12 protein-coding genes are annotated in these 14564 nt (G+C 63.7%); 2 read left to right on the top strand and 10 right to left on the bottom strand.

Annotation, left to right across the window (positions count from 1 at the left end; genetic code table 11):
* Positions 1-19: 19 nt before the first annotated feature.
* The 5 genes from K4A76_RS19170 to K4A76_RS19190 all read right to left on the bottom strand — a co-directional run bounded on the left by K4A76_RS19170 (position 20) and on the right by K4A76_RS19190 (position 6501).
* Positions 20-814, bottom strand: a complete 795-nt coding sequence (locus K4A76_RS19170; protein WP_161892685.1) for an SDR family NAD(P)-dependent oxidoreductase — start codon at positions 812-814, stop codon at positions 20-22.
* A gap of 139 nt (positions 815-953) precedes the next feature.
* Complete coding sequence (locus tag K4A76_RS19175; RefSeq protein ID WP_274410937.1) at positions 954-2405, bottom strand: efflux transporter outer membrane subunit; 1452 nt, start codon at positions 2403-2405, stop codon at positions 954-956.
* Positions 2402-3463 carry an HlyD family secretion protein gene (locus K4A76_RS19180; protein ID WP_274410938.1) on the bottom strand — a complete coding sequence of 354 codons (1062 nt, stop codon included), beginning with the start codon at positions 3461-3463 and terminating at the stop codon, positions 2402-2404. Before K4A76_RS19180 ends, K4A76_RS19175 begins: the two co-directional genes overlap by 4 nt.
* A gap of 28 nt (positions 3464-3491) precedes the next feature.
* Positions 3492-5033: an MFS transporter gene (locus K4A76_RS19185; protein WP_274410939.1), complete on the bottom strand. Its 1542-nt coding sequence runs from the start codon at positions 5031-5033 to the stop codon at positions 3492-3494.
* A gap of 559 nt (positions 5034-5592) precedes the next feature.
* Positions 5593-6501, bottom strand: coding sequence for a LysR family transcriptional regulator (locus K4A76_RS19190; RefSeq protein ID WP_009685043.1), 909 nt, complete (start codon positions 6499-6501; stop codon positions 5593-5595).
* Positions 6502-6689: 188 nt separating this feature from the next.
* On the opposite strand from K4A76_RS19190, the gene K4A76_RS19195 reads away from it, so the two are divergent.
* On the top strand, positions 6690-7139 hold the full coding sequence (locus K4A76_RS19195) for a universal stress protein (RefSeq protein ID WP_274410940.1): 450 nt from the start codon (positions 6690-6692) through the stop codon (positions 7137-7139).
* A 15-nt stretch (positions 7140-7154) separates the two neighbouring features.
* Here K4A76_RS19195 and K4A76_RS23950 read toward each other — a convergent pair whose 3' ends face one another.
* From K4A76_RS23950 to K4A76_RS19220, 5 genes are all read right to left on the bottom strand, one after another.
* Complete coding sequence (locus tag K4A76_RS23950) at positions 7155-7943, bottom strand: RHS repeat-associated core domain-containing protein (RefSeq protein ID WP_443218406.1); 789 nt, start codon at positions 7941-7943, stop codon at positions 7155-7157.
* A gap of 624 nt (positions 7944-8567) precedes the next feature.
* Entirely contained in the window at positions 8568-9428 is an 861-nt protein-coding gene (locus tag K4A76_RS19205; protein ID WP_009685041.1) for an efflux RND transporter periplasmic adaptor subunit, read from the bottom strand.
* Positions 9429-9438: 10 nt separating this feature from the next.
* Positions 9439-9639, bottom strand: a complete 201-nt coding sequence (locus K4A76_RS19210; protein ID WP_009685040.1) for a DUF1656 domain-containing protein — start codon at positions 9637-9639, stop codon at positions 9439-9441.
* Between the two features lie 4 nt (positions 9640-9643).
* On the bottom strand, positions 9644-11821 hold the full coding sequence (locus K4A76_RS19215) for an FUSC family protein (protein ID WP_274410941.1): 2178 nt from the start codon (positions 11819-11821) through the stop codon (positions 9644-9646).
* On the bottom strand, positions 11818-13347 hold the full coding sequence (locus tag K4A76_RS19220) for an efflux transporter outer membrane subunit (RefSeq protein WP_274410942.1): 1530 nt from the start codon (positions 13345-13347) through the stop codon (positions 11818-11820). Before K4A76_RS19220 ends, K4A76_RS19215 begins: the two co-directional genes overlap by 4 nt.
* A gap of 191 nt (positions 13348-13538) precedes the next feature.
* On the opposite strand from K4A76_RS19220, the gene K4A76_RS19225 reads away from it, so the two are divergent.
* A complete protein-coding gene (locus tag K4A76_RS19225) occupies positions 13539-14486 on the top strand; it encodes a LysR family transcriptional regulator (RefSeq protein ID WP_009685037.1) in 948 nt (315 codons plus the stop codon).
* Positions 14487-14564 lie beyond the last annotated feature (78 nt).

The following is a 14564-nucleotide window of genomic DNA, read 5'->3' on the forward strand; positions in this document are numbered from 1 at the left end:
CGGTACAGGCAGTAGACAATCAGGCAATGGACCGCAGCACCCCGCCGTCCACCCGCAACGCCGCCCCGGTGGTAGCACTGGCCTGCAGCGATGCCAGGTACACCACCATGTTGGCCACCTCTTCCACTGTCGCCAGCCGCTTGATCAGCGAACTGGGCCGGTGCTCGGCCAGGAAGCTGGTTTCCAGTTCAGCAGTCGTGACACCCTGCTCCTCGGCCAGCTTGGCGAAGAAGTCACCCACGCCTTCAGAGCGCGTCGGCCCAGGCAGCACGGCATTCACCGTTACCCCGGTGCCCGCCAAGGTCTCGGCCAGCCCTCGTGACACCGCCAACAGCGCGGTCTTGGTCATGCCGTAGTGAATCATCTCGGTCGGGATCTGCAGCGCCGACTCACTGGACAGGAACACCACCCGCCCCCATTTGCGCTCGGCCATGCCTTGGGCATAGTGGCGCGACAGGCGCACCGCGCTAAGCACGTTGACGTCGAAGAAACGCTGCCAGTCTTCGTCTTCGATCTCGAAGAACGGCTTGGGCTCGAAGATGCCCAGGTTGTTGACCAGAATGTCGGTATGCGGCACTTGGTCGAACAGCTTTTGCGCACCTTCCTGGGTGCCGAGGTCGGCAGCGATGCCGATGATGCGCGCTTGTGGCAGGCGTTCGCGCACGGCTTTAAGCGCTTCGTCGACGCGGGATTGGGTGCGGCCGTTGAGGACTACTTCGGCGCCGGCTTCGGCCAGACCTATAGCGATGGCCAGGCCAATGCCGGCGGTGGAACCGCTGACGATCGCGCGTTTGCCGTTCAGGGAAATGTGCATCTTTGCCTCCTCATCTGTCTGGGAAATCGCCGGGGCTGCTTTGCAGCCCTTCGCGGGCAAGCCCGCTCCTACAGGTATTGCGCTATACCTGAGACCTGCGCTGTACTTGCCGGCGATGGGCTGCAAAGCGGCCCCGCCTTCAAGCTTTCTTCACCGGTTGCTGATCAAACGCCTGCCAGCCACCCCCCAAGGCCTTGTACAGCGCCACCAGCGCCTGCGACACCGCCGCCGAGCTGTCGATCCACTGTTCCTCGCTGGCTAGCAAGGCACTCTGCACCGTCAGCACGTTGAGAAAATCCACCGCCCCTTCCACGTACTGGCGCTGGGCGGTTTCCAAGGCGATGCGGTTCTGCCGCACGGCCTCGGCCAGGTGATCACGGCGCAACTGACTGGCGTTGTACAGGCGTAGCACATCGTCAATTTCGTGCCAGGCACCCAGCACCACCTTGCGATAATTCAACGCCGCTTCCTGCTGCTGCGCCTCGCGCAACTCCAGGGTACCCTTGAGTCGGCCGCCCTCGAAGATCGGCAATGAAAGCTGTGGCCCAAAGGCAAACCGGCGCGAGTCCCAGGCACCGAAATCGGACAACTGCATGGCCTGGAAGCCGACACTGCCCGACAGCCGGATGCTCGGGTAGAAGTCGGCCTTGGCCACGCCGATGCTGGCGGTGGCAGCGTGCAGGCGAGCCTCGGCCTGGCGGATGTCCGGCCGGCGCTCGGCCAGCTCGGACGGCAAGCCGATAGCGAACTTCTGCTGCGGCGCAGGCAGTTCGCCACCCTGCAGCAACTGGGCCTGCAGGCTGCGCGGCGGTTCGGCGGCGAGCAGGCTGAGGGCGTTGATCAGGTCATCGCGCCGGGCTTCAAGGCTGGGCAGACGCGACTCGATGGACGCCACCTGGGCACTGGCCTGGGCTACGTCGAGGCGGGTAGCGACGCCTTCGGCCTGGCGGCTTTCCGACAGCTTCAGGCTGTGCTGGGCGACCTTGAGGTTGTCGCGAGTGACATCGATGGTGTGCTGCACCGCACGCAACTGGATGTAGTTGCCGGCAGTTTCCGACAGTAATGCCAACAGCACCCCGCGGCGGTCGTTCTCCGCCACTTCGATCGTGGCATCGGCCGCCTCGACCTGGCGCCGCACGCGGCCCCACAGGTCCAGCTCCCAACCCGCTACCAAGTCGCCCTGCCAGAGGTTGAAGGCTTGCTTGCCCGCCTTGCCAGACGGGTCGCTCAGGCCTTCGGCGCTGTTGCGGGCACGGCTGTAGCCGGCAGCAACATCCACCGCCGGCATTTCATCGGCGGCCACGGTGCTGCGCAAGGCCCGGCTTTGTACCAGCCGGGCACTGGCCATCTGCAAGTCGAGGTTGCGCTCGGCAACGCGCTGGATCAATGCGCTGAGCTGGGCATCGTGGAAACTTTCCCACCAGCGCAGCTCCAGCGGTTCAGCCTGAGGCTGGCTGGCCGCCGCCTCACCTTGTAGCGGCGCCCATTGTTGCGGTGCCTGGCTGTCGGGGCGCAGGAAGTCCGGGCCCATGCTGCAGCCAGCCATCAGTACGGCCAGCAGCAATGGGCTCACGCGTAATGCCGCTTTCATCGTGCGCTGACCTCTTTGCCGTTCAGCTTGTCGCCACGGGTATCGATGGTCGCTTCCACCGACATGCCCACGCGCAAGCGGGCCAGCAGCGGCTGGCCATCATCGAAAACGATCTTCACCGGAATGCGCTGCACCACCTTGGTGAAGTTGCCGGTGGCGTTGTCCGGCTTCACGGCGGCGAAGGTCACGCCGGTGGCCGGGGCGATACTTTCCACATGGCCTTGCAGCTTCTCGCCGGAGAAGGTGTCGACGCTGATGCTCACCGGCTGGCCCGGCTGTACGTGGGTCAGCTGGGTTTCCTGGAAGTTGCCTACCACATAGGCCTGCTGCAACGGTACTACCGACAGCAGGCGAGCGCCCGGGGTGACGTAGGCACCGACGCGCAGGGCGCGCTCGCCGACCATGCCGTCCACCGGCGCGGTAATGCGCGTGTAGGAGAGGTCGAGCCGGGCTTTTTCCAGTCCTGCTTCGGCACGTTTCAACTGACCATCGGCACTGGCCACCTGGGCGCTGAGAATATCAACTTGCTTGCGCGCCGCCAGCAATGCTGCCTGGGCATTGGCCAGCCGCGCGCGGGCCTGGTCGACCCTGCTGCGTGCCTGCTGGGCATTCTGCACGGTACCGGCGCCCTGCTCGGCCAGGCGGCTGTAGCGGTTGACCTCGTGGTCGGCGAACGCCGCTTCGGCTTGTGCCGCCTTGACCGCCGCTTGCGCCTGGGCAATCAGCGAAGCCTGACGTTCCAGGGTGGCACGGGCATCGGCACTTTGCGCCTTGGCCACCAACAGCTGCGCATACGCGGCAGCCAACGCGGTCTGGTAGTCGCGGTCATCGATGGTCGCCAGCAACTGGCCGGCGCGAACTTGCTGGTTGTCGTCCACCAACACCTCTTTGATGAAGCCGGCGACCTTGGGCGCCACCACGGTGTAGTCGGCGCTCACGTAGGCATCATTGGTGCTCTGCCGATGGTCGCTGCCCAGCACCCAGGGGCCGAGGATGCCAGCCAGTACGGCCACGGCAAGCACCGAGCCAATGAACAGGGTTTTACGGTTGTTGGTCATTTCAGTGTTTCTCGAATTCGTCCAGGTATCAGGCCACGGCACGCGGCGGGTAGACCCGGGTAGGCACCAAAGGAATCAGGCAGATAAGGGCCACGGCAATACCGGCCAGCACCACGTACAGGTCGGCCGAGGTCAACACCAGCGCCTGCTCGTGCAGGCGGGCGGGCAGGCCAGCGGCGTTGCCGTCCACCAGCGGGGCGTTGCCCAGGCTGTCCACCAGGTGGTTGGAATGAAAGTGTCGCCGCAGCGTACCCAGGGCATCGAGCAAGCCACCGGCGACCACCGCAGCCAGGCCTTTGACGGTGTTGAACCAGCTGGAGGCGAACGGGCCTTCCTGCGGGGTCATGCCGTTGGTGGACAGCATCAGCAGCGGCAGCACCGCCATCGGCTGGCCGAACACCTGCAGCAGGTAGAAGGGGTAGAAGTCACCACGGATCCATTCGCTGGTCAGCAGGCTGCTGCCAACACATGACACCGCCAGCATCGCCAGGCCGATGCCCAGCACCCAGCGGCAGTCCACCGCACGGATGTTGCACAGCGCTGCGGTCAATGGCAGGGCGATCAACTGCGGCATGGCCACCAGCATCAGCAACGGGCTGGTCTGCGCCGGCCGGTAGCCCTGGATCTGCGCCAGGTAGGCCGACGGAATGCTGCCCACACCCGACAGCACGACCAGCACGCCGGCCAAGGTCACCAGGGCGAAACTCAGGTTGCGCCGCGACAGCATGCGCAACTGGAAGAACGGCAGCGGCTCGGACCATTCGTTGAACATGAACAGCACCAGCAACAGCAGCCCACCCCCGAGCAGCCAGCAGATCAGCGGCGAGTCGAACCAACCCCAGCGGTCCCCCAGCGACAGGCCCAGGACGATGCTGCTGATGGCCGGTAGGCCAAGCACCACGCCACGCCAGTCGAACTGCCTGAAACGCTCCAGGCGCAGCGGGTCCTGCGGCAGGCCCCAGCCCACACAACACATGGCCAGTGCCGACGGCAGAATGATCTGCCAGAACGCCCATTGCCAGCCCACGTATTCAGTCCACAACCCGGCCAGCGGGGTACCGAGGTTGGGGCCGAACGTGGCGGTCAGGGCGTAACAGGCCAGGCCGTAGACCTTGATGCCCGGCGGCAGGAAGCGCAGGGCCACGCTCATCAGCATCGGTGGCAAGGCACCGGCGGCAAAACCCTGCAGCACGCGCAGCAGCATCAGGCTGTGCAGGTTGGGGGCGAACGGTTGCAGCAGGCCGAGTGCGGCGAACAGGCCAATGGCGCTCAGGGTGAAGCGCCGCAGCGAGAAGGTGGTGGCCAGCCACGGCGCAAAGGCCATGGCCGAGACCGAAGCGGCGCTGTACACCGCCAGCAGCCAGGCACCTTCGTCGGCCCCGATGCCCATGGCGCCGCGGATGTCGGCCAGGGAAATCTTGGTCACCGACTCGTTGAGGCCCGCACATAACACGGCCAGCAATACACCGAACAGCCCGACCACCACCTGCAGGCCGAACGCCGTCTGCGCAGGCGCGGCCGGCGCGGGGGCGGCGGCAGGTACGGCAGACAGGGCGGACAGGGAACTCATGCAACGACATCTCCAGCAACAAATTTGCGACTGGAGCAAGTCTAAGAAGGTCGAATGCTGACGAAAACTGACTTCTCGGTAGGTTTATGTTGCGTCAGGCGCAATCCACTTTTTTGCAGGTCTGGCCCTATCGCCGGCAAGCCAGCTCCCACAGGGATCGCATTAGGGCTGACAGGTGTTTGTCAGAAGATATGCAGCGCCTGTGAGATCGAGCGCCGCCCGCGCGGCGCTTCGCGGGTGAACCCGCTCCTACGTTTGTTTCGGGCCAATTATGCCTGGGGGATTTGCGCGCGAACGCCTTGGCGCCCGCCACGATATCGCGTCGTACAAACAAGGCGGTCGCGCGCGTCCGGCACAGGCAATACTGGCCCGAAACAAACGTAGGAGCGGGTTCACCCGCGAAGCGCCGCGCGGGCGGCGCTCGATCGCACAGGCGCTGAAGATGCTGCGGCTACCCTTTCCAGAAACCATAGAATCTCCCACAGGTGCTGCACAGGGCTTGAGATCAATGCGGTCGAGGTGGGAGCTGGCTTGCCAGCGATGAGGCCCTTACAGGCAATCAAGGATCAACACTGCAGCAAGCTTTCAAAGTCTGCCGCAACCACCTATGTGCCGGGTCATTGTGGAACCGCGGGTGCCAGGCTTGCAGCACCGTCACCCGTTCCAGCGGTACCGGGATCTCGAACGATCGCAGTGGCAACCCGAGCTTGTGCACGCTGTTGAGGATATTCGCCGGCATCGGCAGGATCAGGTCTGAATCCGGTAGCGAGAACAGCGCCGAGTGAAAACTCGGGGTAATCAAAGCCACGCGCCGTTGCACCTTGAAGTTGGCCAGCTCGACATCAATCGGCCCGTTGGCCCGGCCACGGCGGGACACGCTGATCTGAGGATAACTGGCAAAGCTGGTCGGCGTGATCGGCTGCTCGAAGATCGGGTGGTCACGTCGGGCCAGGCCCACATAGTAGGTCTGGAACAGGCTCTGCACCTTGATCTCCGGTCCCAGATCCACGGTCGAGCTGATGATCAGGTCGGTGCGCCCGTCGCGCAGCACGCTGTCGTCGTCACCGCCGGGGCTTTCCGGCACGAAGCGCAGCACCGTGCGCGGTGCCTGCTCGTGCATGCGGCGCAGCAGCTGGGCGCCATACAGGGCGATGAACAGGTCATTGGTGCGAATGTTGAAGGCACGGTCGAGCTTGGGCAGGTCGACTTCATCGGCGCTGCGGAACACTTCGCCAGCCTGCTCCACCAGCGCCGCCACCTGCTCGCGCAAGGCCAGCGCCCGTGGCGTCGGCACCAGCCCACGGCCCGCGCGCACCAGGATCGGGTCGCCCAACGCATCGCGGATACGACTCAGGGTCCGGCTCATGGCCGCGGGGCTCAGGTTCATGCGCTGCGCCGCACCGACCACACTGCCTTCGTCGAGCAGGGCATCGAGGGCGACGAGCAGGTTCATGTCCGGGAGTTGCATGGCCGTGTTCCATTACAGCTGGGGAGTGGCGATGGTAGCAGGTTGGCGGATTGCACCAGACGCAATGCGCTCGTGCGTGGTGGGGCATTTATTCTGGACGGTGATTGGGTCATAACAGTTGCAGTGCCTGCACCGACCCTATCGCCGGTGCAGGCAAATGACTAGCCAGCCAGAAGCAAGGATCCTGCATGCCCAGCCCCGTCCTGATCGCCATCGACGCCTCCCCCGCCGCCACCGCCCTGCTCACCCTCGCCCGCCGTTACTGCCGCCCCGGCGAACACGAATTGCACGTGCTGCTGGCCATCGACTCTACCTTCGCCGTGCACGAGCAACCCGCGCCCTACACCACCGAAGAGCTGGAGCAATACCCCGCCGCCTGCAAGGAACAGCACCAGGCCGACGACGCGGTGGCCAAGGCGGTAGGCGAGTTGCAACAGGCCGGCTTCGCCAGCCAGGGTTGCATGATCGCGGGGCAACCGGTCGAGGCGATCGTAGCCAAGGCGCAGGAACTGAACTGCGAACTGATCATCATGGGCCACCGCCACCTGTCACGGCTGGGCCGGTTGCTGGATCCATCGATCAGTGCGAAGGTGATCGATAGGGTGATGGTGCCGGTGTTGGTGGGGGTTGCAGGTTAAAAAGCCCGGTAAGAATCAGTTCGCTTCCTGGTTAGCCACATATGATTGGCGCGTAATTTTCATATCAATACCAAGCTGCTCCATGTGCATCTTGACTGGCCATAACCTCTCGTATGGCGTCTTATAATGGCCACTGTAGTTGGTCATTATAAGAATGCTGCCCTTCGTCCTGAACTCCCCCGCTGCGACTACAGTGGCACTGGTACCGTGGTCACGGGCCGCAATCTGTGCAAAGCTGGCATGTGTCGAGTAAACCTTTGCATGTCGGAAGCTACCGACGACGATTTCTCCATTTTTAGTAACCATCCATTTATACGTCATGGATGATGACGCTCCATTGAAAACATGACGCATGGATTCTGAGTCCTTTACGACCGTCAGTCTCGCCTGATCGCCCTTTATATTTCTATCAGTGATCGGCACTTCAAATTCGAGTCTGTCCCGATTCGTGTTGGACAGCGGACTCATGGATTGCACTTTCTTAGGCCCACCGGTTAATCCCTCCCACATGCGGCGCAGCCAAGAACGCCCCGAAGGATCCATTCGATTGACTGGGTCCCCGGAACAATACGCGTAAGCATTTATTCCGCCGCGCCTGAACGGGCTCAGACTGTCGGCGCTCTGGAACCGCATGAGCCTGGGGTTGTAGGCCCTCTGCCCATTTCCAAGTGCATAGTTACCTGTGAACGAATCAATGAAAGCGCCGTTAAACGCCAGCAGTGCTGTCGAACGTTGCTGGAACAAGGAATGACCATAAGCACTGTAGGCTTGCCAATACAGGGCTCGTGACAGCTCGCTGTTCATTGTCTGCACTCCACCGTAATCAAGGCCACTATCACCTACGCGACTTGAGTTGGATAGCTGGTAAAAATATCAGGTGCAGGTGGTTACCGGACTCGAAGACCAGCGCAAAGGTAAACGACCGGGTGAAGGTGCCGATATTGGCGGGGCCCGCCTGAACCCCAGGTTGTCGATGCTGACCTCATCGCGCGCCTCGACAAGCTTGTCGGCGACGCGGAGGTCGATCTGAATCAACCTCTGTCGGCGGATGATGCATGAGTGATGCGAAAAATACGCCTCTGGTTATTCATGGATGAACTGTATTTGACCACCCGCTGTTCCTGGCCAAGCTCGACGCACCGAGCGTTCAAGTTCAGGCCCAAATACAGTCGAGCAGGGCATTTCCCAAAACTTAAAAGCTGCGTGTGATTGTGGGAGATCACCCAGCCCAGCAAGGCTGCGATGTCGCGCCGAGAACCAATGCTGGCAGGCGCACAGCGTACCCTGTGGGAGCGGGCGCGCCCGCGAACACCGGCGCAGCCGGTGCCAGCCACCGCGTTGGACTCTTGCCGGGCATGCCCGCTACCACAGGTCCAGCGCTGTATTCAAAGGCAGTGTAGTGACTGTGGGCCAGAATGGCGCCGCAGGTCACCCCTCGCTCGGCTTCACCACCACCGTACAAGTAGTCCCCGCCGCCAGCAAAAACCCTTCCGGCACTTCATCGATGTGAATGCGCACCGGCACCCGCTGCGCCAGGCGTACCCAGTTGAAAGTAGGGTTCACGTCGGCGATCAGCTCGCGGCTTTGCGGGTTGTCGCGGTCGTAGATACCGCGGGCGATGCTCTCCACATGGCCCTTGATGCGCTCGCCGCTCATCATCTGCAGCTCGGCCTGGTCACCTACCTTCACGTGCGGCAGCTTGGTCTCCTCGAAGAAGCCGTACACCCAGAACGAGTTCTCGTCGACCACTGCCATCACCGCCTCGCCAGTACGCGCGTAATCGCCCCGGTGGATATTCAGGTTGGTCACGTAACCGTCCACCGTGGCCACGATATGGGTGCGCTTGAGGTTCAACTCGGCTGCTGCCAGTTCAGCCTGGGCCTGCTGGTAGTCGGCCAGCGCCGAGTTGGCGATGTTACTGGCATCGTCACGGTTTTCCTTGGAGATCACCAGGTTGTCCATGTCGGCACGGCGCTTGGCGTTGACCTTGCGCATCTCCCAGGTGGCCTTGCGCGACGCGACCAGCGCCTTGGCCTGGTCGACAGCGAGCTGATAGTGCTCGGGGTCGATCTGGATCAACAGGTCGCCCTTCTTCACCCGCTGGTTGTCCTTGACCGGCACGTCCACCACATAGCCGGGCACGTCGGCGGCCACGTTGATGATATCGGCACGCACGCGGCCGTCACGGGTCCACGGCGTGGTCATGTAGTGCACCCACAACTGGCGACCGATGGCCACGGCAGCGACCAGCACCAGCAGGGTGGCGATCAGGCTGAAGAACTTTTTCATCGAAGGTTTCTCACCAGTAGACAGTAAGCGCCATGGCGCCGAACAGGCAGACGAACAGGCTCAGGCGCAGCAACGCCGGGTGCCAGAAGAAGCGGTAGCCATCATGGCTGGCGATGAACCGGTCCAGGCCCCAGGCCAGGCCCAGCGCAAACAGGAACATCAAGGTCATGGTGGGCATGTACACACCATGGAAGGCGATTTCGCGGGGCATGCTTTCACGCAGCATCAGGCAGTCCTTTCGCCGGCACCAGCGGCGACTGTGGGTCGAGCAGGGAAGAACGGATGAAGTGCAGGTAGCTTTGCGCACGGCGCAGCACCGAGGTATCGAAGTGCCGGGCGAATGGCTCGTCGGTGGCCTGCACCCGGGCAATGGCATGGTCCACTGCTACCAGCGCGCGTTCGTGGTTGCTGGCACTGGGCTGCAGAAACAGCCGTGCCAGGGCCCGGCCCATCACGCGGATGGCCTGGCGCCACGGTTGCGACTCGGCATAGGCCGGGTGCACCGGGGCGCGGGCCTGCTCCTTGCGCAGTTCGATAACAGCGTGGCCGACCTCCAGCACGGTGAACATCCAGCCCATCAGCTCGCTCTGAACCTTCGGCTTGCCGGCTGCCAGGCCGTAAGCCTGGTGCAGCAGGTCGCGGGTGCGGCTTTCGAACGCCGTGCCGATGCCACGCAGGCGGCCGCTGATGGCAAACAACACCTGCTCGCGTAGCTCCTGCTCCAGGCGGCTCCACAACCAGCGGCTGTTGGGTGGCAGGATGATCGCCCCGGCGGCGGCACACACGCACATGCCCAGAATCATGCCGATGTAGTCATTGATGAAGCTGTAGGGGTCGTACACGGTCAGGTTGTTGGGTACCGAGCCGATGGCGAAAAACACCAGCAGGCCGATGCCGTAGCCCGCGTAGGCCGGCCGTGACGAGAGAAACGCGCCGAGCACGAACACAGGCGCCAGCACCATGCACAGCAATGGGAACCCATCGATCCAGGGGAACACGAAGAAGGTCTCGAAGAAGCCGACCAAGGCCCCCAGCGCAGTGCCGCAGGCCATCTGGAACGACATGCGCTTGGGGTTGGGCGAGGCCGCCGACAAGCCCACGGTCACCGTGGCGATCAGGGTCATCATGGCGCCACTGGGCCAGTCGCTGAGCAGCCAGTAGCTGCCCAGCAGCAACAGCACTGTCGAGGCGCGCACACCCGCTGCCAACGACACCAGCCAGCTGGTCTGCGCCACATAGGGCTCGTCCCATTGCTCGCGCTCGTGCTTGTGTGCGGCCAGCGAGGCGTGGGTTTCGGCGTAGCTGAACATTTCGTCGATGAAGCGGTACAACAGCTCGAACACCGTGTGGAAGTCGAGCTGGTCGGCCGCGCTAGGCCCGGACGCCAGGTACTCGGCCCGCAGGCTACGCACCTGGGCTTGCAGGCCTTCCTTGTAGGCGCCCAGCTCCAGGGTCAGGCGCAAGGCATCGGCGTCGGTCAGCGCCCGGCCCACGTAGGGCTGCAACAGCTCCACCAAGGTGTTCAGGCCCGGCTCGATGGCGGTGACGATCTGCCGCGGGCCACGTGCACGCAGCCGCTCCAGCAGGCGGTGCAGGGCGTTGAAGCGTGTGGTGATGGCCATGAACTCGCTGTTCATCCGCACCAGCCGGCCACTGCGCCGGCGCATGTGCGGGTCTTCGAAGGCGGTGACGTTACGCAGGCTTTCCAGGCCCACCGCCTCGGCCACGAAGCGCACGTTGCTGCTCTCGAAACGGTCACGCTGGCTGTCACCGCGCAAGGCCTCGACCACCACCCCGGCGAACACACCAAAGCGCTGGTACAGGGCGTTACGCATGGCGGCGCTGGCCGACTGCGGCAGGATCGCGGCACTGACGAAAGTCGACACCAGGATGCCCAGGGCAATTTCCAGCACCCGCCACACCGCCGCCATGAACGCCTGGTCAGGGTGCTGCAGCACCGGCAGGCCGATCATGGCCGCGGTGTAGCCGGCCAGCACGAAGCCATAGGCGCGGAAGGTGCGGTAGCGCATGGCACCGGCCGAGCACAGCCCAACCCACAGCGCCAGGCTGGGCAGGAACAGCTCGGTGTTCTGCGGGAAAATGGCAATCAACGCCACCATCATCGCCGAGCCGGCCAGGGTGCCGAGCACCCGGTAGAAGCTCTTGGCGAACACGTGGCCGCTTTGCGGCTGCATGACGATGAACACGGTGATCATCGCCGTGCGCGGTTGCGGCAGCTCCAGGCGCATGGCCAGCCACAGGGTAATGAACGCGGCTGCCAGTACCTTGAAGATGTAGACCCAGGTCACGCCATCGGTACGCGCCCAGGCGAAGAAGCCGCGACGCCATTCCAGGCTTTGCAGCCAGCGCACAGGCAAACTGGAAGTGCTCATTCAGCGTTGTCCGGCCGGGTATCGAAAATGGCCAGGGTCGCCGGGGTGTTCGGCGCAGCCTGGCGTTCTTCCTGGGGTACGTCCTGGCCAGCCTGCAGGCCACCGCCCAGGGCGGTGACCAGCTCGGCATGGGCGATCAGGCGTGCCGCCTGCACCTGCTGCTGCACCTGCTGCTGGCGGAACAGCAAGGTCTGCGCATTGAGCACGTTGAGGTAGTCGGTAAGGCCACGCTGGAAGGCGACCATGGCGATGTCGTAGGTTTTCTGCGCGGCGGCCACCGATTCAGCAGCGAAGTGCGACTGCTGCTGCATCGACTCGCGGCGGATCAACTGGTCGGAAATGTTCTTCAGCGCACCGACCACGGTCTGGTTGTAGCGCGCCACGGCCACGTCATAGCCAGCCGAGGCCACGCCCAGCTGCGAGCGCAGGCGCCCGCCGTCGAAGATCGGCAGGCTGATGGCCGGGCCAACGTTGTAGTTGAACTTGCGCCCGGTCAGGAATTCCAGCGGCCCGCCGCCCGTGGCCATGAAGCCCAGGCTGCCGACCAGGTCGACGTTGGGGAAGAAGCCGGCGTGCGCGACGTCGATGCCGCGTGCCTGCGCAGCCACCTGCCAGCGGCTGGCGACCACATCCGGGCGCTGGCCGACCAGTGCCGCAGGCAGGTTGGAAGGCAGCTTCAGTGGTGCGGCCAGGGCCAGGGCCGGGCGCTGCAACTGCGCGCCCTCCCCCGGGCCTTTGCCGGCAAGGGCGGCCAGCTGGTTGCGGGCCAGGGCGATTTCTTCGTCGAGGCTATCGAGCTGGCGATGGGTTTCCGGCAGCGGCGCTTCGGCCTGGCTGACTTCGAAATGGGTGCCGATACCGGCCGCCAGGCGGCGCTTGGCCAAGGCCAGGATCTCTTCTTGCTGTGCCAGCTCGGCCTTGACGATATCGCGCTGGGCAAAGTGCAGGCTCAGCTGGATATAGGCGCGCACCACGTTGTTCTGCAGCTCCAGCTGCGCCTGGCGCGCTTCAGCCACGCTCATGTGCGCCTGGTCCACGGCCTGTTCACTGGCGTTGCGTTCACGGCCCCACAAGTCCAGCGCGTAGCTCAAACCAATGGCCGCGTTGTTGTCCCAGGTGTTGGCACCCGACAACGCGCCAGGCCCATAGAACTGGTCTTCAGGCCAGTTGTGGCGCTTGAGCGTGGCCTGGCCGTCGGCCTGGAGCTTTTCAGCCGACTCGATCACACCGGCCATGGCCTTGGCTTCACGCACCCGCGCGGCGGCCATGGCCAGGCTCGGGCTGCCGGCCACTGCCAGGGCAACCCAGCGGTCCAGTTGCGGGTCGCCATAGGCGTGCCACCACTGCTGGTCGGGCCAGTGAGCATCGCTTGCGGCTTCGCGAATGGCCGCGTCGGTGCTCAGGGTATTGGCTTGCAGCGTCTTGCTTTGCGGGGCGATGCCCCAGGTTCCGATACAGCCGCTCAAGGTGAGGGCAAGGGCACAGGCACTGAACGCACTGAGCGTTCTGATGATGCGACGCGGCACAGCTGCGATTTCCCGAGGAAGAGGTGGAGGGGCCGAGCAATTCTAGGGGGCGGCAGCACTGGCGATAAGCGTAGATTCCTGCGAATCTTTGTTACCAAAACGGCGATAATCCGCCTTTGGTCGAAGGTAAGTTTTCATAACTTTTGCGTTGCTTCGTGACACAATTTTGTCCTCTACCTCGAGAGTGACCCATGGACACCCTGCAAAACATGCGTGCTTTCAGTTGCGTAGCGCAATTAGGCAGCTTCACGGCGGCTGCGGCGCAACTGGACACCACCACCGCGAACGTGTCGCGGGCGGTCTCCAACCTGGAAGCCCATCTGCAAACAAGGCTGCTCAACCGTACCACCCGCCGCATTGCGCTGACCGAGGCCGGCAAGCGCTACCTGATGCGCTGCGAACAGATTCTGACCTACGTCGAAGAAGCCGAGGCCGAGGCCAGCGACGCCCATGCGCGCCCCGCCGGGCAATTGAAGGTGCATTCGATGACTGGGGTGGGCCAGCATTTCGTGGTGGATGCGATTGCCCGCTACCGTGAATCGCACCCCGACGTGACCTTCGACCTGACCATGGCCAACCGCGTGCCCGACCTGCTTGACGAGGGCTATGACGTGTCCATCGTGCTGGCCACCGAGCTGCCGGACTCGGGGTTCGTTTCGCAGCGCCTGGGCATCACCTACAGCATCGTCTGCGCTTCGCCGGCGTACATCGCCCGCCATGGCCTGCCGCACAAACCTGCCGACCTGCTCAAGCACGCCTGCCTGCGCATGGTCAGCCCGGTGATCCCGCTGGAAAAGTGGCTGTTCGATGGCCCGGAAGGCCAGGAGATGGTCAACATCACCAGCTCGCCGTTCATGGTCAACACCGCCGACGCCATGAAGACCGCGATCCGCAGCGGCATGGGCGTAGGCGTGCTGCCGATTTATTCGGCCATCGATGGCCTGCGCGACGGCAGCCTGGTGCGGGTGCTGCCCGAGTACCGCCTGCAGGAACTGAACCTGTACGCCATCTACCCGTCGCGCCAGTATCTGGATGCCAAGATCAAGACCTGGGTCGAATACCTGCGCAACTCGCTGCCGGAAATTCTTGCCGCGCATGAGGCCGACCTGAAAACCCATCAGGTGCTGATCGCCGACTAAGGGCAGCTGCAAGTAGCAAGTAGCAAGTAGCAAGTAGCAAGTAGCAAGTAGCAAGTAGCAAGTAGCAAGAAAAAGCAG

Source organism: Pseudomonas sp. NEEL19 (genome assembly GCF_028751975.1).
Taxonomy (GTDB): domain Bacteria; phylum Pseudomonadota; class Gammaproteobacteria; order Pseudomonadales; family Pseudomonadaceae; genus Aquipseudomonas; species Aquipseudomonas juntendi.

Bases quoted from the DNA above. Each gene is read 5' to 3' on its own strand.
- K4A76_RS19205 (WP_009685041.1), bottom strand. From the start codon at position 9,428: ATGAAAAAGTTCTTCAGCCTGATCGCCACCCTGCTGGTGCTGGTCGCT.
- K4A76_RS19180 (WP_274410938.1), bottom strand. From the start codon at position 3,463: ATGACCAACAACCGTAAAACCCTGTTCATTGGCTCGGTGCTTGCCGTG.
- K4A76_RS19225 (WP_009685037.1), top strand. From the start codon at position 13,539: ATGGACACCCTGCAAAACATGCGTGCTTTCAGTTGCGTAGCGCAATTA.
- K4A76_RS19185 (WP_274410939.1), bottom strand. From the start codon at position 5,033: ATGAGTTCCCTGTCCGCCCTGTCTGCCGTACCTGCCGCCGCCCCCGCG.
- K4A76_RS19210 (WP_009685040.1), bottom strand. From the start codon at position 9,639: ATGCCCCGCGAAATCGCCTTCCATGGTGTGTACATGCCCACCATGACC.
- K4A76_RS19215 (WP_274410941.1), bottom strand. From the start codon at position 11,821: ATGAGCACTTCCAGTTTGCCTGTGCGCTGGCTGCAAAGCCTGGAATGG.
- K4A76_RS23950 (WP_443218406.1), bottom strand. From the start codon at position 7,943: ATGAACAGCGAGCTGTCACGAGCCCTGTATTGGCAAGCCTACAGTGCT.
- K4A76_RS19190 (WP_009685043.1), bottom strand. From the start codon at position 6,501: ATGCAACTCCCGGACATGAACCTGCTCGTCGCCCTCGATGCCCTGCTC.
- K4A76_RS19170 (WP_161892685.1), bottom strand. From the start codon at position 814: ATGCACATTTCCCTGAACGGCAAACGCGCGATCGTCAGCGGTTCCACC.
- K4A76_RS19195 (WP_274410940.1), top strand. From the start codon at position 6,690: ATGCCCAGCCCCGTCCTGATCGCCATCGACGCCTCCCCCGCCGCCACC.
- K4A76_RS19175 (WP_274410937.1), bottom strand. From the start codon at position 2,405: ATGAAAGCGGCATTACGCGTGAGCCCATTGCTGCTGGCCGTACTGATG.